The sequence below is a fragment of the Cupriavidus sp. FW305-3-2-15-C-LB2 genome, assembly GCF_058787575.1.
The window spans coordinates 28,190-47,293 of the sequence record NZ_JBYSZW010000004.1; the positions used below are offsets into that span (position 1 = coordinate 28,190).

At 64.0% G+C, this 19,104-nt stretch carries 21 protein-coding genes and 1 pseudogene; 11 read left to right on the forward strand and 11 right to left on the reverse strand.

Annotated elements, in window-relative coordinates:
- Window positions 1–2: 2 nt before the first annotated feature.
- Window positions 3–1,022, reverse strand: a complete 1,020-nt coding sequence (locus AC3WRR_RS04865) for a LysR family transcriptional regulator (RefSeq protein WP_058696542.1) — start codon at window positions 1,020–1,022, stop codon at window positions 3–5.
- Window positions 1,023–1,394: 372 nt separating this feature from the next.
- On the opposite strand from AC3WRR_RS04865, the gene AC3WRR_RS04870 reads away from it, so the two are divergent.
- The 3 genes from AC3WRR_RS04870 (at window position 1,395) to AC3WRR_RS04880 (ending at window position 3,832) form a co-directional block, all read left to right on the forward strand.
- Window positions 1,395–2,411, forward strand: coding sequence for a GlxA family transcriptional regulator (locus AC3WRR_RS04870; protein ID WP_058696543.1), 1,017 nt, complete (start codon window positions 1,395–1,397; stop codon window positions 2,409–2,411).
- Between the two features lie 144 nt (window positions 2,412–2,555).
- Window positions 2,556–3,314: an SDR family oxidoreductase gene (locus tag AC3WRR_RS04875; protein ID WP_010812772.1), complete on the forward strand. Its 759-nt coding sequence runs from the start codon at window positions 2,556–2,558 to the stop codon at window positions 3,312–3,314.
- A 17-nt stretch (window positions 3,315–3,331) separates the two neighbouring features.
- Complete coding sequence (locus tag AC3WRR_RS04880; protein WP_010812771.1) at window positions 3,332–3,832, forward strand: Ohr family peroxiredoxin; 501 nt, start codon at window positions 3,332–3,334, stop codon at window positions 3,830–3,832.
- A gap of 228 nt (window positions 3,833–4,060) precedes the next feature.
- Here AC3WRR_RS04880 and AC3WRR_RS04885 read toward each other — a convergent pair whose 3' ends face one another.
- Window positions 4,061–4,540, reverse strand: a complete 480-nt coding sequence (locus tag AC3WRR_RS04885; RefSeq protein ID WP_010812769.1) for a carboxymuconolactone decarboxylase family protein — start codon at window positions 4,538–4,540, stop codon at window positions 4,061–4,063.
- 363 nt (window positions 4,541–4,903) lie between these two features.
- On the opposite strand from AC3WRR_RS04885, the gene AC3WRR_RS04890 reads away from it, so the two are divergent.
- Entirely contained in the window at window positions 4,904–5,395 is a 492-nt protein-coding gene (locus AC3WRR_RS04890) for a polyhydroxyalkanoate granule-associated phasin (RefSeq protein WP_492296342.1), read from the forward strand.
- Window positions 5,396–5,435: 40 nt separating this feature from the next.
- Here the strand turns inward: AC3WRR_RS04890 and AC3WRR_RS04895 are convergent, their stop codons facing one another.
- The 3 genes from AC3WRR_RS04895 to AC3WRR_RS04905 form a co-directional block, all read right to left on the reverse strand.
- Window positions 5,436–6,809, reverse strand: coding sequence for an MFS transporter (locus tag AC3WRR_RS04895; RefSeq protein WP_454749714.1), 1,374 nt, complete (start codon window positions 6,807–6,809; stop codon window positions 5,436–5,438).
- Between the two features lie 437 nt (window positions 6,810–7,246).
- Complete coding sequence (locus AC3WRR_RS04900; protein WP_011617578.1) at window positions 7,247–8,026, reverse strand: SDR family oxidoreductase; 780 nt, start codon at window positions 8,024–8,026, stop codon at window positions 7,247–7,249.
- Complete coding sequence (locus AC3WRR_RS04905; protein ID WP_492296344.1) at window positions 8,023–8,352, reverse strand: nuclear transport factor 2 family protein; 330 nt, start codon at window positions 8,350–8,352, stop codon at window positions 8,023–8,025. The genes AC3WRR_RS04900 and AC3WRR_RS04905 overlap by 4 nt, the downstream gene beginning before the upstream one ends.
- A gap of 90 nt (window positions 8,353–8,442) precedes the next feature.
- Here AC3WRR_RS04905 and AC3WRR_RS04910 point away from each other — a divergent pair, with 90 nt between their 5' ends.
- Both AC3WRR_RS04910 and AC3WRR_RS04915 read left to right on the forward strand, forming a co-directional pair.
- Window positions 8,443–8,781 carry a winged helix-turn-helix transcriptional regulator gene (locus AC3WRR_RS04910; protein WP_011617580.1) on the forward strand — a complete coding sequence of 113 codons (339 nt, stop codon included), beginning with the start codon at window positions 8,443–8,445 and terminating at the stop codon, window positions 8,779–8,781.
- 311 nt (window positions 8,782–9,092) lie between these two features.
- Window positions 9,093–9,233, forward strand: a pseudogene (locus AC3WRR_RS04915) (transposase); the annotation flags it as partial.
- A gap of 52 nt (window positions 9,234–9,285) precedes the next feature.
- On the opposite strand, the gene AC3WRR_RS04920 reads toward AC3WRR_RS04915, so the two are convergent.
- The 4 genes from AC3WRR_RS04920 to AC3WRR_RS04935 all read right to left on the reverse strand — a co-directional run bounded on the left by AC3WRR_RS04920 (window position 9,286) and on the right by AC3WRR_RS04935 (window position 12,685).
- A complete protein-coding gene (locus tag AC3WRR_RS04920; protein ID WP_010812765.1) occupies window positions 9,286–9,912 on the reverse strand; it encodes a pyridoxamine 5'-phosphate oxidase family protein in 627 nt (208 codons plus the stop codon).
- Window positions 9,909–11,285, reverse strand: a complete 1,377-nt coding sequence (locus AC3WRR_RS04925) for an adenylosuccinate synthetase (RefSeq protein WP_010812764.1) — start codon at window positions 11,283–11,285, stop codon at window positions 9,909–9,911. The genes AC3WRR_RS04920 and AC3WRR_RS04925 overlap by 4 nt, the downstream gene beginning before the upstream one ends.
- Before the next feature lie 3 nt (window positions 11,286–11,288).
- Window positions 11,289–11,753: a RidA family protein gene (locus AC3WRR_RS04930; RefSeq protein WP_011617582.1), complete on the reverse strand. Its 465-nt coding sequence runs from the start codon at window positions 11,751–11,753 to the stop codon at window positions 11,289–11,291.
- A 146-nt stretch (window positions 11,754–11,899) separates the two neighbouring features.
- Entirely contained in the window at window positions 11,900–12,685 is a 786-nt protein-coding gene (locus AC3WRR_RS04935) for an AraC family transcriptional regulator (protein ID WP_011617583.1), read from the reverse strand.
- A gap of 137 nt (window positions 12,686–12,822) precedes the next feature.
- Here AC3WRR_RS04935 and AC3WRR_RS04940 point away from each other — a divergent pair, with 137 nt between their 5' ends.
- A complete protein-coding gene (locus AC3WRR_RS04940) occupies window positions 12,823–13,680 on the forward strand; it encodes an alpha/beta hydrolase (RefSeq protein WP_010812761.1) in 858 nt (285 codons plus the stop codon).
- Window positions 13,681–13,832: 152 nt separating this feature from the next.
- On the opposite strand, the gene AC3WRR_RS04945 is transcribed toward AC3WRR_RS04940, so the two are convergent.
- Window positions 13,833–14,432 carry a helix-turn-helix domain-containing protein gene (locus tag AC3WRR_RS04945; RefSeq protein ID WP_010812760.1) on the reverse strand — a complete coding sequence of 200 codons (600 nt, stop codon included), beginning with the start codon at window positions 14,430–14,432 and terminating at the stop codon, window positions 13,833–13,835.
- Between the two features lie 149 nt (window positions 14,433–14,581).
- Here AC3WRR_RS04945 and AC3WRR_RS04950 point away from each other — a divergent pair, with 149 nt between their 5' ends.
- The 3 genes from AC3WRR_RS04950 (at window position 14,582) to AC3WRR_RS04960 (ending at window position 17,643) form a co-directional block, all read left to right on the forward strand.
- A complete protein-coding gene (locus AC3WRR_RS04950; protein ID WP_011617585.1) occupies window positions 14,582–15,571 on the forward strand; it encodes a Bug family tripartite tricarboxylate transporter substrate binding protein in 990 nt (329 codons plus the stop codon).
- Between the two features lie 47 nt (window positions 15,572–15,618).
- Window positions 15,619–16,395, forward strand: a complete 777-nt coding sequence (locus AC3WRR_RS04955; protein WP_010812758.1) for an aldolase — start codon at window positions 15,619–15,621, stop codon at window positions 16,393–16,395.
- A 273-nt stretch (window positions 16,396–16,668) separates the two neighbouring features.
- Complete coding sequence (locus AC3WRR_RS04960) at window positions 16,669–17,643, forward strand: tripartite tricarboxylate transporter substrate binding protein (RefSeq protein WP_011617586.1); 975 nt, start codon at window positions 16,669–16,671, stop codon at window positions 17,641–17,643.
- 29 nt (window positions 17,644–17,672) lie between these two features.
- Here AC3WRR_RS04960 and AC3WRR_RS04965 read toward each other — a convergent pair whose 3' ends face one another.
- Window positions 17,673–18,647 carry a LysR family transcriptional regulator gene (locus tag AC3WRR_RS04965; protein WP_010812756.1) on the reverse strand — a complete coding sequence of 325 codons (975 nt, stop codon included), beginning with the start codon at window positions 18,645–18,647 and terminating at the stop codon, window positions 17,673–17,675.
- Between the two features lie 90 nt (window positions 18,648–18,737).
- On the opposite strand from AC3WRR_RS04965, the gene AC3WRR_RS04970 reads away from it, so the two are divergent.
- Window positions 18,738–19,104, forward strand: a 367-nt coding sequence (locus AC3WRR_RS04970) for a CoA transferase (protein ID WP_492296347.1), incomplete at its 3' end; no start/stop codon positions are given.

A 19,104-nucleotide genomic window follows, 5' to 3' on the forward strand; every position in this document is an offset into this window, starting at 1 on the left:
CGCTATCTGAAGGACCGGTAGCCTGTCGTCGAGTAGTCCGTGTAGAAGTCCGCCAGGCAATGCAGATTGAGCGCCCGGATCTCTTCAGTCATGAAGTCAACAAAAACGCGGATGCGCGAGGGCAGGTGCTGGCGGCTGAGGTAACAGATGTAATGCCCGCGGTCGTCAGGCGCATACCGTCCCATGGCGATGACCAGTTCGCCGCGGGCGATGCGGTCGCAGGCCTGGTAGCCCGCCATCTGCGCGATGCCCAGCCCGTCGAGCACCGCCGCCAGCACCAGCTCAGGGTCATTGAACGTCAGCCTTGCGGCAGGCACAACCTTGCGCACATGCCCCTCGACCTTGAATTCCCATTCAAGGATGCGCGCGCCGGCGATGCGGGTGTTGATGCATTCGTGCCGGGCGAGATCCTCCAGCGTCGACGGTAGTCCATGCCGCGCCGCGTAGGCAGGAGACGCGCACACAGCCATCTGCATCGGGATCAGCTGCTTCGCAACGATGCTTGAATCCTCGATGCGGCCATTGCGGAACGCGACGTCGATGTTCCCGGCCGCGAAGTCCGTTGGCCGGTCATCGAGCACCAGGTCCAGGGAAATGTCCGGATAAGCCGCCGAGAACTTCGACAGCAGCGGCGCCACCACCTTGCGCCCGAAGCCGGCCGTCGCGCTAATGCGAAGCAGGCCGCTTGGCGGTCCAAGGCGCAGTTCCAGCATGTCGTTCATGGCCTCGACGATATGCGCCACGCCCTGGTGACAGTTCTCGAAGAAGCGCTCGCCCTCGCGGGTCAGTTGGGTGGTGCGCGTGGTGCGCAGGAACAGCCGCGTGCTCAGCTGCGTTTCCAGCTTCAGGACGTTGCGGCTGACCGCTGAGCGGCCGATGCCCAGCCGCTCGCCCGCCTTGGAGAAGCTGCCCTCGGTGGCGACCGCCATGAAGGCGATGATGCCGGCGTAGCTTGCCGCGAAACTGGCGGACAGCCCGTCCGCGCGATCCGGCGGGCCGGGGCGAAAGCCCCGCTGCGGCATACCGGTTACGTCTCTATCCGCCCCCCCGCGGTTGACAGGGGACGTCGGGTGAACGTCTGGAACGACGATGTCCATGTCATTGCCTTTCGGCGCGGCGCAACGAATAAGGGTCCACGCTGTGCGGTGCACAACCATGGCATGATCGTAATGACCCGCCATGCCCGGGTAAATGACAGATGCCCCTGGATTTCTGCCATCCGGCCCGGCGCGAGCGGCGACAATGCAGATATGAAGCAGCGGAAGGCGCCGGTCCACAGGGCCTTCCGCTGCGATCCGTGGCGAAGGCGTCGCACTGCGCGTGCTTGCCGGCCACATGCCTTGCGCGGGATCGCGCCGGCGGCATAACATCCATCGACTTTCAAGATCCCTGCCATGGTTCCCTCTCCGCCTGCGCCCTCTTCCCGGACACTTGACGACCAGCCACGCAATCTTCTGTTCGTGGCCTTCCCGGACATGAGCCTGCTTGATCTCACCGGACCGCAAACCGTGTTCTGGGCTGCCTCCCGGTTTGCACGCGAACGCGGCTTCGCCGGCTACCGGAGCCACCTGGCAAGCGAGCACGGCGGCCTGGTTGCCTCGGCCGAAGGCACCGCCGTGCAGGCCATGGCGCTCTCGGAAATCGATCTGCAGCACATCGATACGATCATCCTCCCGGGTGCCCCCGAGATGGTCAGGGTGCTCGACAGCGCCACCTCGCTGGTCGCCTGGCTGCAGCAGGCCGCCGGACAGGTACGCCGCGTTGCCTCGGTCTGCAGCGGGGCCTTCCTGCTTGCGCAAGCGGGCTTGCTTGACGGCAGGCGCGCTGCCACTCACTGGGCGATGCATGCGCAGTTCCGCGCGCGCTTTGCCGCGGTCGAACTGGACCGGGACGCCATTTTCGTCCGCCAGGACCGCATCTGGACCTCGGCCGGCGTGACCACCGGCATCGACATGGCGCTTGCGCTGGTCGAGGACGACTATGGCCACGATATCTCGCTGAGCGCGGCCAGGGAGCTGGCGGTCTTCATCAAGCGGCCGGGCACGCAGCCACAGATCAGCGAGATCCTGCTGGCGCAGAGCCGGCACGTGCCGCTGTTCGAGGCGCTCCATCTATGGATCATCGAAAACCTGTCGCGGGAAGGGCTGTCAGTGGAACAGCTCGCCGAACAGGTCGGAATGAGCCCCCGCAACTTTGCCCGGGTCTACAAGCAAAAGACCGGGCGCACCCCGGCCAAGGGGGTTGAGCATTTCCGGCTGGAAGCCGCACGCCGGCTGCTCCAGGACCTGCATCTGCCGGTGGAGCAGATCGCAAGGCAGTGCGGCTTCGGCAGCGAGGAACGGATGCGCCTTACGTTCCAGCGCAACCTGGGCTTCTCGCCCAGCGAGTATCGGTCGAAGGTGACCGGCTGAGAAAACGCCACAACCCGGCCGCACCATTGGTGCCGAACGGGAAACACCATGCGTCCGCCGCCGGCGCTACCGTCACTGCCCCCCTTCGCCTAGCATGGGACATGGGTTGGATGCCCATCCCTTCCACCAGAATCGAGGTGCATGATGAAGATCGTTGTGATTGGAGGTACTGGCCTGATCGGCAGCAAGGTCGTCGCCCGGCTTGCCGGGCAAGGCCATGAAGTCGTTGCCGCGTCTCCCCAGACCGGCGTGAATGCGCTGACAGGCGAAGGCCTGAGCCAGGCACTTGCCGGGGCGCAGGTTGTCGTGGACGTGGCCAACTCGCCATCGTTCGCGGATGATGCCGTCCTGCATTTCTTCGAGACGTCCGGCCGCAACCTTGCGGCGGCGGAGAAGGCAGCCGGTGTCGCGCACCATGTGGCGCTGTCAGTGGTCGGCACGGACAAGCTCTCACAAAGTGGCTACTTCCGCGGCAAGATTGCGCAGGAAGCGCTGATCCGGAACGCCGGCATCCCTTACACCATTGTCCGCTCCACGCAGTTCCTCGAATTCCTTGGCGGCATCGTCCAGTCGGGCGCCGATGGCGATTCCGTGCGCCTGTCATCCGCATCGATCCAGCCGATTGCCTCGGATGACGTGGCCGAAGCTGTGGCCGACCACGCCCTTGCCGATCCCGTCAACGGCATCGTCGATATCGCCGGGCCGGAACGCTTCCACCTGAGCGACCTCGTGCAACGCTATCTCGATGCCACCAAGGATCCGCGCAAGGTTGTCGTCGATGGCAAGGCCCGCTATTTCGGCGCCGAGCTGCAAGACGATACGCTGGTACCGGAAGGCCCGGCACGCCTGGGCAAGACCGCTTTCGAAGCGTGGCTGCGACAGAGCCAGAAGCCGAAGGCCTGACAACGCGGGCGGGCCATATGGACAACAAGGGGCTGCAAGCCCCCCCGCTGAGCCTGCTCGACAAGTATCGCGGGCAGGGCTTCCACGCCCTCTACACCACGACCGTCACCGTCTCGGGCGGGGAAACCGGACACGGCCGCGCCTCGGGCGTGGCGCGTTCCGACGACGGCAATCTTGTCATCGACCTGCGGCTGCCGGCGGCGCTGGGCGGCCCCGGCCACGGCACCAATCCCGAGCAGTTGTTCGCCGCGGGATATGCCGCCTGCTTTCATGGGGCGCTGAACCTGCTGGCCCGGCGATCCAATGTCAGCGTCGACAACCTCGCAGTGGAAGTGGAGATAGCGTTCGGCCGCGATCCCGTTGACGGCGGCTTCGCGCTGGCCGCGGACATCCGGGTCAGGATGCCTGGCGTGCAACGACAGGTGGCGGAAGAACTGGTGCGCAATACCGAGCGCTTCTGCCCCTATGTGAAGATGGCCAGGCAGGGCATTGTCAGCGTCGTGGCAGTAGTTGACTGAGCTGCGCGCAACGACGGGCCCGCGGATGCGATCCCTGAACCTTCGGGATCGCATCCGCGGCCGGCCAATGTGCTACTTCGTTGGCGTCAGGATCGGAGCGCCCTTGTTCTTCAGCAACAGCACCATGTCACCTTGGGCTCCGGCGGCGCAGCCATGGCCGGTTGCGCCACCAGCAGGACGGAAAGCAGCAGCGGGGCCAGGCCCGGCGTTCTGGTGATTTTCACGATGTCACTCCAGCTTTGCCTTATCGAGGCCATAGGCCTTGTCGGCCGAGCCCGGCACGGTCCGGAAGGCCACGTTCAGCCGGTTCCAGCCATTGATGGCCATGACCAGAAAGGTCAGGTCCGAGAGTTCCTTTTCCGACAGATGCGCGCGCACGCGCTCGTACAGGTCATCCGGCACACCGTGCGGCGGGATGTTGGTCAGCACCTCGGTCCACGCCAGCGCGGCCCGCTCGCGCGGCTGGAACAGCGTCGATTCGCGCCAGATCGCGACATGGTGAAGGCGGAGCTCTCGCTCGCCATGGATGCGCGACTGCTTGACGTGCATGTCCAGGCAGAAGGCACAGCCATTGAGTTGCGAAGCGCGAATCTCGACCAGGTCACGGATGGATGGCTCGATCGCATTGTCCTGCAGCAGGGTGCCGAATTCCAGGTACTTCTTGAAGAGTTCGGGAGACTGCTTCATGGCATTCACGCGTTGGGTCATGACGGCTCCTGAGGGATGGAGAATGTGAAGGGATGCCGTGGCACTCACCACTGCGTGCCGCGGCATGGAGCAGATCGTAGGCCGCGGCGGCGCACGGCGGTAGGCGCGCCAAGGTACCCACACTGTTGAGGCTTCGACACCAATCAGGACTTTGGCGTAGCGCGGCTCGGGGGAAGCCGGGTCCTGTCGTGTCGTGCCGATCCAGCGCAGAAAACCAAAAGAAATGGTGCAATGCAACATAAATACACCTATGCTTGGAGGCATGCCGGCCGGCTACGCCTTCGAAAAGCGACCCGGACGCCGCTCGCCTCCCAAGAATTTGCCAGGTGTCCGTTATTCATCGGATGCCGAAGGAAAACCCGCGTGCCCTCCTCCCTTCTTCCGCAGCCGATCCTCGACGCTTCTGCAAACTCCTCCCGCCTCTTTCGTGACATGTGCGAACTGCTCCAGGCAGCAATACATGTCGTCAGCATTCGCACCACGCGCATGGCCATCGCCGGTCCGGCGCCTGGCGAACAGGACCAGCGCGAATTCAGCCTGATGAGCGTTGAGAAAGGAGAGGCCGCGTCTGAATCGTTGCTTGCCATGGGTTCGGGATGGATCAACCTGACCATGACCCTCGCAAAGGACACCAGCGATCATCTTTGGGCGACCTCCGCGGCCGCGGCGACGCTGGCGTCCAGTCGATCCGCCGCGCAATGGTTCGAACGCCAGGCCGACCTTCTGCAATTGGCCGCCGGGTTCCCCGGCAACCCGCTGCAGCTGGCAGACCTGGCGACAAACCTGATGCAGCAGATCCTCGCGCCGATCCACGGCCGCGCGATGGCAAATGCGAAGCGCCTGCGTGCATCATGAAGACTGCCGGGACCGGGCGCATGCATCGCTAGGGGCGGTATTAGTCAGCAATGGTCTCCAGCGCTCTGCCACGGGTCTCGATGCCGAACCGGAACACGACGCCGGCCGCAGCAAGGAAACACAGCGCGCCAAGGCAGAACACTCCGGCCTGGCCGGCAACGGGCAGGACCAGCCCCACCAGCGCCGGACCCAGCAGCGATCCGATCCGCCCGACCGTCGACGCCATCCCGCAACCTGAAGCGCGCGCCCGCGTGGGATACAGTTCCGGCGTATAGGTATAGAGCACTGCCCACATGCCGAACATGAAGAACTGCATCATGCCGCCGGAAAGGAAGAGCGCCATGGGGTCGGGACTGGACCCGGCGACCCTGCCATAGATAAACACCATGCACGCCCCGCCCACCAGAGTCGCCACGCATGCTGGCTTGCGCCCCCAGCGCTCCACCGCCCATGCGGCCCAGAGAAAGCCGGGAATGCCGCCGATTGAGATATACACCGTGTACAGCACGGATTTGGTTACCCCGAGGCCCGATTGCTGCAGCAACGCGCCAATCCAGGTATTGAGGCCGTAGAACCCCAGCAGGGCGAAGAACCACAGGCCCCATACGGTCAAGGTCCGGCTACGGTACTCGCGGGACCAGAGCACGCGCAGGCCCGATGTGGCCGGCTCCGCCGCCGCTGCCGCCGGCGTGACTTCCGGCAACGCATCGAGCTTCATCCGCCGCATGACCGATTGCTCGATACGGTCGACAATGTCGGCCGCTTCGGCATGGCGTCCCTGCGACTCCAGCCAGCGCGGGGACTCGGGCACAAAGCGGCGGACTACGATCAGGAATAGCGCCGGGACCGCGCCGAGCAGGAACATCGTGCGCCAGGTGTAGGCGCTCAGCACGTAGTACGACATCAGCCCAGCGCAAATGAAGGCGATCGGCCAGTTTCCGTCCATCAGCGCCAGATACTTGCCGCGCTGGCGCGCGGGAATGAATTCCGACATCAGCGTCTGCGCCAATGGCAGCTCCATGCCCATGCCGAGCCCGAGCAACAGCCGATACGCACCCAGCTCCATGGGACCGTTCGCGGTGGAGCACAGATAGCTGCCCACGCCCCAGATGATCATGCTGACCTGGAAGACCGGCTTGCGGCCGAACTTGTCCGCCAGCACCCCGGAGCTGATCGCGCCAGTGGCCATGCCGACGAAGCTGGCGCTGCCGAGCATGCCGGCCTGCGCTGCGGTCAACCCGAATTCCGTCCGAATCGATCCCAGCAGATACGTCATCATGGCCAGGTCGAGGTTATCGAAAAAGAAGGCCAGCGCAATGATGGCAAACAGAAGGCGGTGATACCCGCATACGGGTAGCCGTTCCAGCCGGTCGCCGGTGCGCACGCGCATCAGCTCGAGAGAGGTAAGCTTCATCTTGTCTCCAGTAGTTCCAGTGCCAGCGCTCTTGGGCACTGGCGGCAGGCGATAACGCATCGATGCGATATCGCCTGCTACTGTCGCGTGGAGACGCAGCCGCGACGCGCGCGGGAACGCCAAGGTCTGTCTCGCAGGTGCCAAGCCAATTGCCGCGGGTCGCGTGGGCCAAAAAAAAAAAGGTTCATCGCCGATTTCCGGGGAAGGCCACTGGTCCGACGGCCGAGTTTGGCCAGCTTGAGTCGCTCAAGGAAATTTCACGACTGCCCGCTCCCGGACCGATAAGAGACAGTCGTCAATGATGCTGTGACCGTCGGCTCGTAGACCGTTGCGGCGGTCGCGAACAGAAGCCCTGTGTCGCAGAAGAGGCTTGGTCGTGGCTGCCTGTCCGTAGGCAGACACGTTCGACACCAGGGCGGCCGGGCAAGCGGCTCAGATCACGCAGTCGGAACAGTTCCTCCGTCGATGACGTACTCAGTGCCGGTGATGGCGCTGGCGCGGCCAGAGACGAGGAAACCAATGAGTTCTGCCACTTCCCGGGGTGAGCATGGCCGGCCAAGAGGAATGCCGCCGAGCGAATCCATGATGACCTTGCGGGCGCCTTCCGCGTCGATGCCGCCTTGTCGGGCGATCTCGGCAACGAGACCTGCGGCGGCATCCGTCTCGACCCAGCCCGGGGAGACACGCACGACGCGAACGCCCTTCGGACTGACCTCCTTGGACAAGGCTTTGCTGTAGTTTGACAGGGCAGCCTTGGCGGCGGCATAGGCAATCGTCGCCTCCGGCAACGGTAATTGCCGCTGGATCGACGTGACGTGGATAATGACGCCCGAACGCTGCTCGACCATCGAGGGCAACAGCGCGCGATCGATGCGCACTGCCGGGAATAGGTTCAGGTTCAATGCCTTGTTCCATTCATCGTCATCTAGCACGCTGAAGCCACCGGCCGGTGCAGATGAGCCGCCCACGACGTGCACGACTATATCGACGCCACCGAACCGCTTGAGCACGGCGTCGACAATGGCTTTACAGCCCTTGGCCGTCGTGATGTCCGCCCCGATGAACCGTTCTTCGGCAAGTTCATCGGGACGGGAACGCGCCGTCGTCAGGACGTTCGCCCCTGCCTCGCAAAGGCGTGCGACGACGGCTTTGCCGACGCCTTTCGTTCCGCCCGTAACGAGCGCCCGAAGCCCCAGAAGTTCGGGTGCGGAGCTCATTGGCGAATCTCCAGCGACGCAATCCTGCCGCCGGCCAGGACGAACGTGTAGGTCAGCTCGACCGGGCTACCGGGAAATGTGCCCGTGAGTCGTGCGTGCATCGTCACAGTGGCGCCGTCCTGGGAGACGTCCAACGGCTCAACGCTGTACTGGTACCTGGTTTTGCTGTCCTTCTTCCAGGCCTGGATTGCTTCCAGCCCCTTGATCGTGCGGCCTTCGTCCCGCACGACGGCATCGGCGGTAAAGCAGTTCGAGAGAGGGGCGGTGTCCGTGACGGTTTCCGCGAGCAGATAGGCATCCAGTGGCGGAGGCAGCATCATGTTCATCGGGGTTTACCTCAACGTGAAGGTTTGCATGCCCCAATCATGGCGCTACAGTTACCGTATCGCAAGAACGCACAAAAAAGTAAGTAACCCTTGGCTAACCGAAAAAACTACACTCCCGCGACTGCCGCAATTGATGTCGAAGCCGCATTCAAGCTGCTGGAAGGCCGCTGGAAGCTGGTGATCTTGTTTCACCTTTTCGGTGGTCAGGTACAGCGCTTTTCGGACCTCGAGAGACTGATCCCCGGCATCACACAGAAGATGCTTGCCCAGCAGCTACGCCGCCTCGAAGCGGACGGCATCGTGACACGTACGGTCTATCATCAGGTGCCGCCGAAGGTGGACTACCGCCTGACTGATTGGGGCCAGGCGTTGTGCCCGGCACTGGATGCGATCCTGACATGGGCGGAGCACCGTGAAGACTTTCCGTAGGCTGCGACGAGCTTGCGTGCGTGACGCTAGCTGTCATCCAGAACTCCAATTCGCAAAGTCGTGGACGTGGTCTCATCCGCGATGGTCTCATGTCGCGCTGGAACCTGACGGTCGTCCATCTCATTTGAGAGGCAGCACTGGGTCGAACTGAGACGGCCGACCGCGCTGTGAAATCGTGTCTCCGATTTGTTCGACACTTGCAGTGCAGCATGCAATGAAGGCATCAAATCAGAATATGCGGATATCCGAATGTTCACCTCTCCGCTCACAGGAAGGCGTAACAGTTCGCTCGGGCATCGTATAGCGCGTGATGCCGGCACCCGCTGAACACAAGCGTCGTTGAGGGCATCAACAACACCATCAAAGTCATCAAGCGCCGAGCCTACGGCTACCGTGACGAGGAATACTTCTACCTAAAGATCAAGGCGGCGTTCCCCGGAATTCCTCGTTGAACCAAAAAAAAGAGGTGCCGGAGCACCTCTTCATGTCGCGCGATGGCCTGACTCACCTGGAAGCAAACCTGTGGGGATCGAATGCCTCCGGCGGCAAGCCGGACAGCGTGGCACCGGACTGGAAGGGATAGCGCAGGTACGGCGCTTTCGGCTGACCCGGTGGCGAGTACTGTCCATCGGCAAGAATGCGTTTCTTCGCGCTCATCTCACGAATCTCGCAGCGATAGGCAACGATCTGGCTGGCTGCGCCGTCCTCGATCGGCGAGTAGTCTTTCTCGGGCCGGAACTTGTCCAGCGCCTGGTACTGGTGGGCACGCACCTCGTCGGCACTGTCACGCAGCCTGACTTCGCATCGCGCGATGGCGCTGTAGTACTCGAGGCTTGTATTCTGTCCCTTCGGTGCCTTCAGCAAGGCCACGGGCCGGTCGACCTCGATCGTGACCAGGGGATTCGCCCGAATCGCCGAGGCCAGTTTTCCGAATCTGGAACTGTGGATCAGGAAGGCGTCGCCGGTGAAGGTAAAGCTCTGCGCGGTAATGTAGGGATAGGGTGTGTCATGCACCGCGACCCGGCAGATCAGCTCGTTCCGGAGGAAGGCCTCGATGGCCGGCCAGTCGGTCCAGGCCAGGTCGGTCCGGCGCATTTCGTTGTGAAGGTAGGCGGGTGTCGTGGTCGTCATGGTCTCGTCTGCTGATGGTTCTGAAAATGCCGCATCTGCGCGCGTCCGGGCCCCAAACCAATTCCGCGCAAGGGCCGGCCAATGGCATCCGCCAGCCATTCAAGCAGGGCTTCCAGTTGCGGAGGCAGGGGGGAAGTGGCATCCCTCGGGATGGTGTCTTCGGCAAAGGCAGGAAACCGCACCACGCGCTGGCCACCGGTGTCAGTGGCGCCGGCAACGACCGGGATGCAGCGCTCGCGCGTGCGGTCAAAGGCCGCCAGGCTGTCGCACTTGTTCAGATACACCTCGTCAACCCCGCATTGCCGTACAGCAAGCCGGAGCTGCGCCACGTCAAGCAGCCCTACCCGCCGTGGCCGGCCGGTTCCGGTGCCGTACTCATTCGACAGCATCCGGATCGCCACGCCGATGGAGAATTCGTCCGCTTCGGCGAGCAAAGCCAGCGGATCCAGCCTGGCCGCCTCGTCGGCCCCGCCGCGGCCCTCCCGCGCCGCATCGGCGCAATAGGCCTCGGATCGCCCTGCGCCAAGTTCGGTTGGCAACGGCCCGCTGCCGACCCGGGATACGATCGCCTTGGCGACGCCGATGGTCTTGCGGTGATACTTGCATGGGAGGTCGCCACCCACATACGCGTAAGAAGGCATCGTATGGCTGGACGTGACCCAAGGCTGAACGCCCTGCACCACATCGAGCATGACGGACTGCGCGCCCTCGAAGAGCACATTGGCACCCGCTTCGACCCGCCGCAAGAGCGCAACCGGATCGTCCGTCACGAACGGCTCAACCACCTTCCACGCCTGGCGCATCGCGTTCACCACGGCCACAAGACCCTCGCCGTCGCCGTCGCGCTGCACGGCCAGCCGCATCATCTGCTCGAACACCCGGCTCCCGTCAACCACCAGGTCGCGGAGCTGAAACGAAGATCGCTCCCCTCCCCGCACGCGGGTCGCGAGATCCGCATAACACGGGCCGATGCCGTTGCCGGTGGTGCCAATCTGGGCGCCATCGTGGCGATCGGCCAGGACATGGAGAGGCTGGACGACCGGACACCTGTCACTGATCGTCAACCGCCCGCCCAGATCGATCCCCTGCGCCGCGAGCATCTCGATTTCGGCTGCCAGTTGCTGCAACCCGATCACGCAGCCTGAGCCGATGTAGAGCGCAACGCCGGGATGCAGCACCCCGGAGGGGACCTGCCGTAGCCGCAAGGTTCCGTCAGGCGTGGCGATGGTATGCCCGGCGTTCGCGCCGCCATTGAAGCGCGCAATCACCTCGTACTCGCCGGCGAGGTGATCGACGACCCGCGCCTTCCCCTCATCGCCATATTGCAGTCCGACCAGGACGTCGGCGTACCCCGCCTTTTTCGCGGTGCCCATCGCCTACGCGTCCAGCGCAAATGTCGCCTCGATCTCCACCGGGGCACCGAAGGGAAGGCTCGCCACGCCGAGCGCCAGGCGGGCATGGCGCCCTCTCTCTTCAAAGATCCGGTTCAGCAATTCCGACGCTGCATTGATCACCAGCGGCGCATCATGGAAACCCGGCTCCGCCGCAACATAGCCTCCAACGCGGACGATGCCCCGGATTCGTTCGAAATCCCCATCGGTCGCTGCCGCCACCCAACCCAGCAGGTTGGCCAGGCACAACCGCGCGGCCTGCTGTGCCGCTTCGACGGTGACTGCGCCCGGGACCTTGCCGACGAAGACCGGCTTGCCGTCCTGAAGCGGCAACTGCCCCGATACCGTCAGCAAACCATGGTGCAGGGTGTAAGGGACATAGTGCGCCTTGGGAAATTCCGTGGCAGGCAAGACAATGCCGGCAGCCTGGATACGATCCATCACTGACATACTGACTCCTCGACTTGAAAAAGTGTCGGCGAAGTGAGCACGGTGCGGGCCTCCGCCGACACCACGACTGTGCCGCACAGTTAAGCCTTAGATTCGCGTGGCGACGCCAGTTGATGTCGCGCAGACGCCAACCTGCCGGCTGGCGCCTAGTCGCCAGCCATGTCCCTGAAGTATTCGGTCGGCGTCATGCCCAGCGCACGCCTGAACATGGCACTGAAGGCACTTGGACTCTCATAGCCAAGTTGCAGCGCGATGTCCGTGACATGGCAGCCCTCGGCAAGCAGGCGTACCGCGGCCATCAGCCGGGCCTGCTGCTTCCAGCGGCTGTAGGTCATGCCCGTTTCTTCGGGAAACAGGCGGATGATGGTGCGCTCGCTGGCGCCGACCGAACGGCTCCACGCCGCCACGGAAGTCTCATCGGCAGGGTCCTCGAGGATCTTTGCGCAGATCTTGCTCAGCCGAGGGTCCTTGGGCATCGGCAGATGCAGCGGCACCACGGAAAGCGGGCGCAGTTCCTGCAGCAGAAGCTGCACCACCAGGCCGTCGCGGCCGCTTTCGTCATAGTCCAGCGGCATGCGCACGGCGGCCGATATCAGTTCGCGCAGCAGCGGCGGCACAGCGACGACACAACAGTTGCGCAACTCATCAGGAATGGCATCAGCGCGAATATAGACCGTGCGCATTTCCACATCGCCGCAGGCCTGCATGGCGTGCTCGACGTTGCACGGAACCCAGACCGCGCGTTGAGGCGGCACCACCCAGGAGCCGAAATCGGTGGTCACCAGGATAGCGCCCACATAGGCGTAGATCAGCTGGCCACGCGGGTGGGAATGCGCGGAGATATAGAAGCCGTCCTTCAGCTTGCGCGCCATCCCGCCCACTCGCCGGTCTATCGCCTGGTAGTCATCCCGGTTTTCGCTCTTTCCAAACATGGCGTCTTTGCGATAGTCGTTGTCATCCAGGGGCGCGCGCAGCCACACGCCGATACGTATCTTTGGCCGGACGCCAAATGCGTCGCAACGATCAAATGGAATCGAGGCATCGGTCCCACAGTCTGGAGCCAAAAGTAATGTCAGTGTATCGAAACTTCAATCAGGAAGAACTGGACAAGCAGTACAACGTCAGGGCGGGAATTCCCGGGTTCCAGGACATCTTCAAGGGATGGGAGAACACCAGCGCCGCATTCCGTCGCGCCCATCCCGTAAAGGAGAACCTTGCGTATGGCCTGGACGCCAAGCAGGCGCTGGACTTCTTTCCCGCAGCCACCAGGAGCCGTCCGTTGCTCGTCTTCATTCATGGCGGCTACTGGCAATCGCTGGACAAGTCGGACTTCAGCCACGTTGCCGCCCCGTACCTGAAGCACGACATCAACGTCGCCGTGGTGAACTACCGGCTCGCCCCGGAGGTCGGGATGGCCGAGATCGTCCGCGATAATCGCGACGCCGTGGCATGGCTCCACGGCAATGCGGCCGAACTGGGGTTCGATGCGAACCGCATCTATGTATCCGGCCACTCAGCCGGCGGACATCTCACCGCCACGCTGGCAGGAACCGATTGGGAGTCGTTCGGCCTCCCCGCTGACGTGCTCAAGGGCGGATGCGCGATCAGCGGCCTGTATGACCTCGAACCTATCCGCCTGTGCTATCTCAACAAGGTGGTCGGCCTGACCGAGGCGGATGTCGCCAGCTACAGCCCGATTCATCATGTTCCACGAGTGAAATTGCCCATGATCCTGACCGTTGGCGGGGATGAGTCGCCGGAGTACCACCGGCTGCAGCGCGAATACCAGGCGCTGCTGGGCGAATGCGGCTTTGACGTGCAGGTGGTGGTGCAGGAGCGCGGCCATCATTTCGACGCGGTCGACCTGCTGGGCGATGCCGATGGCGCCCTGGCCGCGTCGGTGTTGCGCATGATCGAGCGCGCCTGAGGCCTGAGGGCCGGATCGCGGGCAGGGCGGCATTCAGCACAGGCCGCCATGTCCGCGGTCCCGGTGCAATCACCGGATCGGGGCGCTTGCCTGCACGGTTGTGAAAGCGCGAACTCGTGATCAGAAGATTCCATGGCGTGGCAAACCACGCGCTACCCCACCCTCTTCCGGTCGCTGACTACCACCAGCGCCTGTGCCAGGGTCTTGCCAATCGAGCGCGAGCGATGCGGGATCGATGCGTTGAAATACAGCGAGTCGCCAGCCCGCATCCGTACCGTGCGGTCATCGAACAGCACCTCCATCTCGCCCGATACGACGAAGATCAGCTCTTCGCCGGCATGGCTGGCCATTGGCTGGTCTTGTGCCAGCGTAAACGGCGGCACCATGACGAAGGGCTGCATCGCCTTGTCCACGCGCTCCGTGGCAATGGCTTCGTAGGTATAGCCCTGGCGCTCGGCGGACGGGCTGAACGGAACCCGGTCCGCGGCCTTGACCAGCAGGATCTCATTGCCGCGCTGCGGCTTGGCGATCAGCTGGTCGACGGTCACGTCGAGCGCCTCGGCCAGCTTGAGCACCGTACCGATGGTCGGCGACGACAGGCCGCGCTCCAGCTTGGACAGGTAGCTCTTGGTCAGCGATGCCCGTTGCGCCAGTTCCTCAAGCGTCAGCCCGTTGAGCTTGCGCAGTGCCGCCAGCCGTTCGGCGATGGTCGAAAGAGCGGCCGGAGCGCCCGATTCTTGCTTCCTGATCATCCGCAGTCACTGGTTAGAAGCGCCCGGACAGGCGCATGGGTCGGCTCGGATTGTAAGGTCGGCACGACACATCGGCAACTCGGTTTGCCTAAATGACACTTCGGTGTCATTATAGACACACTTGTTTCCCCACCCGCCCCCGAAGGAGCATGCAAGTGAGTCCCAAGCGCCCCCATCTCGCAGGTGCAGCAGCCCTGTTTGTCACCCTCTTCCTCAGTGGTTTGCCTGCTGCCCACGCGGCCGGCTATCCGGATCGTCCCATTACGCTGGTGGTGCCATTCGGCGCCGGCGGCATCACTGACCTGGTGGCACGCGCCACCGGCAAGGCCCTGTCTGAACAGCTTGGCCAGTCGATCGTCGTGGAAAACCGCCCCGGCGCGGGCGGCAACATCGCGGCGGATTTCGTACGTCGTGCCCGGCCCGATGGCTACACACTGATGTTTGCCACCGTGGGCGTCCTTGCGGTCAATCCGCATACGGACGTCAAGGTCAGCTTTGATAGCGCGAAGGACTTCACCTATATCTCGCTCGTCGGTTCCACGCCCCATCTGGTGGTGGTCGGCGCCGACGTCCCGGCCAGGACGCTGCCCGAACTGATCAAGCTCGCGCAACGCCAGCCCGGCGCCGTCAGCGTAGGCACCGCAGGCGTCGGCAGCTCGCCGTACCAGGGCATGCGCGTGCTGCAGGACGCGGCCCGGGCCGAATTCCTGCACGTACCGTTCAAGAGCGGCGCTGAATCGGTGACCAACGTCGTCTCGGGGCAGGTCAACATGACATTCGAAGCCACGCCGCAGGTGATGCCATTCGTCGCCTCCGGCAAGCTGCGGGCGTTGGCCGTTGCCAATCCGCGGCGGCTGGCCACCGCGCCGGACGTGCCGGCGACACCGGAACTGGGCCTGCCGACCATCGTGTCCGGTTCGGTGGCAGGCCTGATTGCGCCTGCCGGCCTTGATGCCGCCATCGTGAAGAAGCTCAACACAGCCATTGCCGGCGTGGTATCGAACCCCAAGTTCAAGGCCACGCTGATGGCACAGGGCACTGAACCGATGTCATCGTCGCCCGAACAATTCCGCAAGCTGATCAAAGAAGAAGACCAGCGCTGGTCGGCCTTGCTCAAGGCTGACAACAAGACCAGGTAACGCGGACTGAAAGCTCCCCTTCTCCAGCACAACGAAAGGAAAATCCCATGGCCAGCACCATGCAACTGAGCAAGAGCGAAATCGTCGCCGCCTCGCTCCAGAAAATCCAGATGGAACTGCGCACGCAGAAAATGCCGCTGCGCGAGGCAGTAGCCGAAACCTGCCGGATCCTGTTCGCCTTCGGGCACGACTCCGGCCTCTCAGGCCAGATCACCGCGCGCGCAGAACAGCCTGGCACCTACTGGACCCAGCGCCTGGGTCTGGGCTTCGACGAAATCACGTCCGACAACCTGCTGCTCGTCAACGAAGACCTGGAAGTCCTGGAAGGCAGCGGCATGCCGAACCCGGCCAACCGCTTCCATTCCTGGCTCTACCGTGCGCGTCCGGACCTGAACTGCATTGTCCATTCGCACGCGCCGCACGCCTCGGCGCTGGCGATGCTGGAGGTGCCGCTGGTCATTTCGCATATGGACACGTGCGTGCTCTACGACCAGTGCGCGTTCCTTGAGAAATGGCCTGGCATTCCTGTCGGCAATGAAGAGGGAGAAATCATCTCGGGAGCCCTTGGTGACAAGAAGGCCATCCTGTTGTCCCACCACGGCCTGCTGGTGGCCGGTGCCACGGTGGAAGAAGCCTGCGTACTGGGTGTGATGTTCGAGCGTGCCGCCCGGCTGCAACTGCTGGCCATGGCGGCGGGCCCGATCCAGCCGATCCCGCACGATCTGGGCTGCGAAGCGCAGCGCTGGGTCAGCACCCAAAAGCGGTTCGAAGCCACCTTTGCCTACTACTCGCGGCGTGCGCGTCGCGGGCTGGGCGCCGAATAGCAACAGGGCGCCGACGGGCCGGCGCAAGCACGGCCAGGCCATGGCGAAGTCTGCAGTCTGCTGAGAACCTGAACCACGCCTGGCCCTGCGCCATTGCCGCTTGCTTGATATGAGAAGCACAAGCTCCGACAGTATTGGTCGAATGGGATAATCGCGTCATGGCAGGCAGGGCGGGAATCGCAGATCTGCCGCCGATGGCGCAGGTGAGTGACGGCGCCATAGCCGGCGCCCGCCGCCGGCGCTCATACCCCTACCCAAGAACGGAGACATGCCTTGACCATTAAAAACCGATTCACCCTGGGCCTGTTGGCAACGGCAGCCCTCATCGCGGCGGCCCCGGCTTGCGCACAAGAACAGTGGCCAGCAAAGACGATCCGCTTTGTCGTGCCCTTTGCCGCCGGCGGCGCCAATGACCTGATGGCGCGCGCCGCGGCCGAGGGCGCAACCAAGGCGCTGGGCCAGACCGTGCTGATCGAGAACCGGCCCGGCGCGGGCGGCACCGTGGGCGCCGACATCGTGGCCAAGAGCGCGCCGGATGGCTATACCTTCCTGATCAGCGCAGCCGGCGTCATCTCCAACAGCATGATCAAGAAGTCAATGCCGTTCAAGGATGACGCGCTGGTTCCCGTGGCCATGATCGGCCTTGCGCCTTCGGTCATCGTGGTGCCGAAGAACGCGCCCTACAAGGATCTGCGCGACTTCGTCGAGGCCTCAAAGAAGGGGAACGGTTTCAACTTCGCGACCGCGGGGACCGGCAGCACCCCGCACTTCGTGGCGGAGATCCTGAATGTGAAGTACGGCGCAAAGCTGCAGCCGGTGCCCTACAAGAGCGGGTCGGAAAGCACTACGGCAGTGCTGGGCGGCCAGGTGGAAGGAACCTCCGAGGCCAGCATCATCGCCCTTCCGCATATCCTGCACGATGGCAAGTTCAAGGCGCTCGCCACCACCTGGACGCAGCGCATCTCGGCCTACCCGCAGCTTTCCACCGCGGTGGAGCAAGGCTTCCCGGACCTGCAGATCGCGCATTGGGCCGGCGTCCATGCCCCCAAGGGGACGCCCGACGCCATCCTGGACAAGGTGGCCGCCGCGGTGGACAAGGCCATGAAGGACCCGGCCGCCGCCGCCAAGCTGAAGGCCGTGGGCATCGAACCGGTCGGCGGCACGCGTGCGGACTTCGTGAAGTTTGTCGAGGCGGAGCGCAAGCGGCTGGGCGAGATTGTCAAGGCCGCCAGGATGCAGGAGAAGTAATCGCTGTGCCCGCCATGCCGCCCCATCGGTCAGGACGCCGGGGCGGCACGGCTTTCATTGGCCGTTGCCGCAGGCAGGTTGCGGCGCCCCCAGTTCTCTGCCTGCCGCTCCAGGTGCAGGCGGATAAAGTCCATCAGCGTTCGCGTTGCCAGCGTGGGATAGCGGTTTGGCGCGGTCAGCATGTAGACACTGTCGCCCACGCCTTCGGCTTCGCACTCGGCCAGCACCTCGCGCATCTGTCCGGACTGCAGTTGCCGCCAGACCGCATAGCGCGGCAGCAGCGCCACGCCCAGCCCGCCCATCACCGACTCGAACAGGAACGGATAGTCGCCTGACTGGATCCGGGGCGACACGCGCAGCGTCATCGGCGTGCCCGCCAGCCATACCTTCAGCGTAAAGCGGCGCCCCAGCGATGCCGGGGCAATCATGTCGCAGCGCTCCAGGTCGGCCACGGTCCGGATCGGCCCGTGGCTGTCCAGGAACGAGGCCGACGCGCACAGGCACCAGCCGACATCGCAGATGCGCCTCGCCACGTGGTCATCGGGCGGCTGCGAGGTGATCTTCAGCGCCACGTCGACCTCGGCCGGGATCAGGTCGCCAATGTTGTCGTTGATGACGACGCGCAGCGAAATCTGCGGGTAGTTGCGCGCGAATTCCAGCAGCAATGGGGTCAGGTAGAGATGACCCAGTCCCGTGGGCAGGCGAATACGCACGTCGCCGCGCACCACCTGGCCAAGGCTGTCGATCGAGGTATTGGCGGACTGCAGTTCGTCCAGCATGCGCAAGCCATGCGCGTACAGCAACTGGCCCGCCTCGGTCAGTTCGACATGGCGCGTGGTGCGGCGCATCAACTGGGCGCCCAGGTGCTGCTCCAGTAATTTCAGGCGGCGCGATACGTTGGAGCGGGTCATGCCGCTGCGCTCCGCGGCGGCGGTCAGCGTGCGCGACTCGACCATGGTCACGAACAGCCGCACCAGGTTGAGATCGAAATTATTGTCAATCATGAGTCAACACCGTAGGCACAAATCGAGGGATTGTCCTGGCAGGAAGCCAACCCTAGCATAAACCTCCTGCTTACCCACCTTTCGAACGCCATGTCCGCACTGCCCGCTTCCGACCTGTCCGACACCGACCTGCCTTTCGCCGGCCTGCGCGTGCTCGACATCAGCCAGGGCATTGCCGGCCCGTATTGCGCGCACATCCTGTGGCAGCAAGGCGCTGGAATCGTCAAGGTCGAGCCGCCCGCGGGCGACTGGGGCCGCAAGGTCGGGGTCGTGCGCGGCGATACCAGCGCGCTGGCGATCGCCTATAACGCCGGCAAGCGCAGCGCCTGCATCGACGCCACCACTGACGCCGGCAAGGAGGTGCTGCTCGGCCTTGCGCTGCAGGCGGACATCGTCGTGCAGAACTTCCGCCCTCAAGTGGCGGAACGGCTGGGCGTGGGCTATGCGGCGGGGGGGG

Coding starts and splice junctions, on each gene's coding strand:
- AC3WRR_RS04865 (WP_058696542.1), bottom strand. CDS start 1,022: ATGCCGCAGCGGGGCTTTCGCCCCGGCCCGCCGGATCGCGCGGACGGG.
- AC3WRR_RS04870 (WP_058696543.1), top strand. CDS start 1,395: ATGGTTCCCTCTCCGCCTGCGCCCTCTTCCCGGACACTTGACGACCAG.
- AC3WRR_RS04875 (WP_010812772.1), top strand. CDS start 2,556: ATGAAGATCGTTGTGATTGGAGGTACTGGCCTGATCGGCAGCAAGGTC.
- AC3WRR_RS04880 (WP_010812771.1), top strand. CDS start 3,332: ATGGACAACAAGGGGCTGCAAGCCCCCCCGCTGAGCCTGCTCGACAAG.
- AC3WRR_RS04885 (WP_010812769.1), bottom strand. CDS start 4,540: ATGACCCAACGCGTGAATGCCATGAAGCAGTCTCCCGAACTCTTCAAG.
- AC3WRR_RS04895 (WP_454749714.1), bottom strand. CDS start 6,809: ATGAAGCTTACCTCTCTCGAGCTGATGCGCGTGCGCACCGGCGACCGG.
- AC3WRR_RS04900 (WP_011617578.1), bottom strand. CDS start 8,026: ATGAGCTCCGCACCCGAACTTCTGGGGCTTCGGGCGCTCGTTACGGGC.
- AC3WRR_RS04905 (WP_492296344.1), bottom strand. CDS start 8,352: ATGAACATGATGCTGCCTCCGCCACTGGATGCCTATCTGCTCGCGGAA.
- AC3WRR_RS04920 (WP_010812765.1), bottom strand. CDS start 9,912: ATGACGACCACGACACCCGCCTACCTTCACAACGAAATGCGCCGGACC.
- AC3WRR_RS04925 (WP_010812764.1), bottom strand. CDS start 11,285: ATGGGCACCGCGAAAAAGGCGGGGTACGCCGACGTCCTGGTCGGACTG.
- AC3WRR_RS04930 (WP_011617582.1), bottom strand. CDS start 11,753: ATGTCAGTGATGGATCGTATCCAGGCTGCCGGCATTGTCTTGCCTGCC.
- AC3WRR_RS04935 (WP_011617583.1), bottom strand. CDS start 12,685: ATGTTTGGAAAGAGCGAAAACCGGGATGACTACCAGGCGATAGACCGG.
- AC3WRR_RS04940 (WP_010812761.1), top strand. CDS start 12,823: ATGTCAGTGTATCGAAACTTCAATCAGGAAGAACTGGACAAGCAGTAC.
- AC3WRR_RS04945 (WP_010812760.1), bottom strand. CDS start 14,432: ATGATCAGGAAGCAAGAATCGGGCGCTCCGGCCGCTCTTTCGACCATC.
- AC3WRR_RS04950 (WP_011617585.1), top strand. CDS start 14,582: ATGCAAGTGAGTCCCAAGCGCCCCCATCTCGCAGGTGCAGCAGCCCTG.
- AC3WRR_RS04955 (WP_010812758.1), top strand. CDS start 15,619: ATGGCCAGCACCATGCAACTGAGCAAGAGCGAAATCGTCGCCGCCTCG.
- AC3WRR_RS04965 (WP_010812756.1), bottom strand. CDS start 18,647: ATGATTGACAATAATTTCGATCTCAACCTGGTGCGGCTGTTCGTGACC.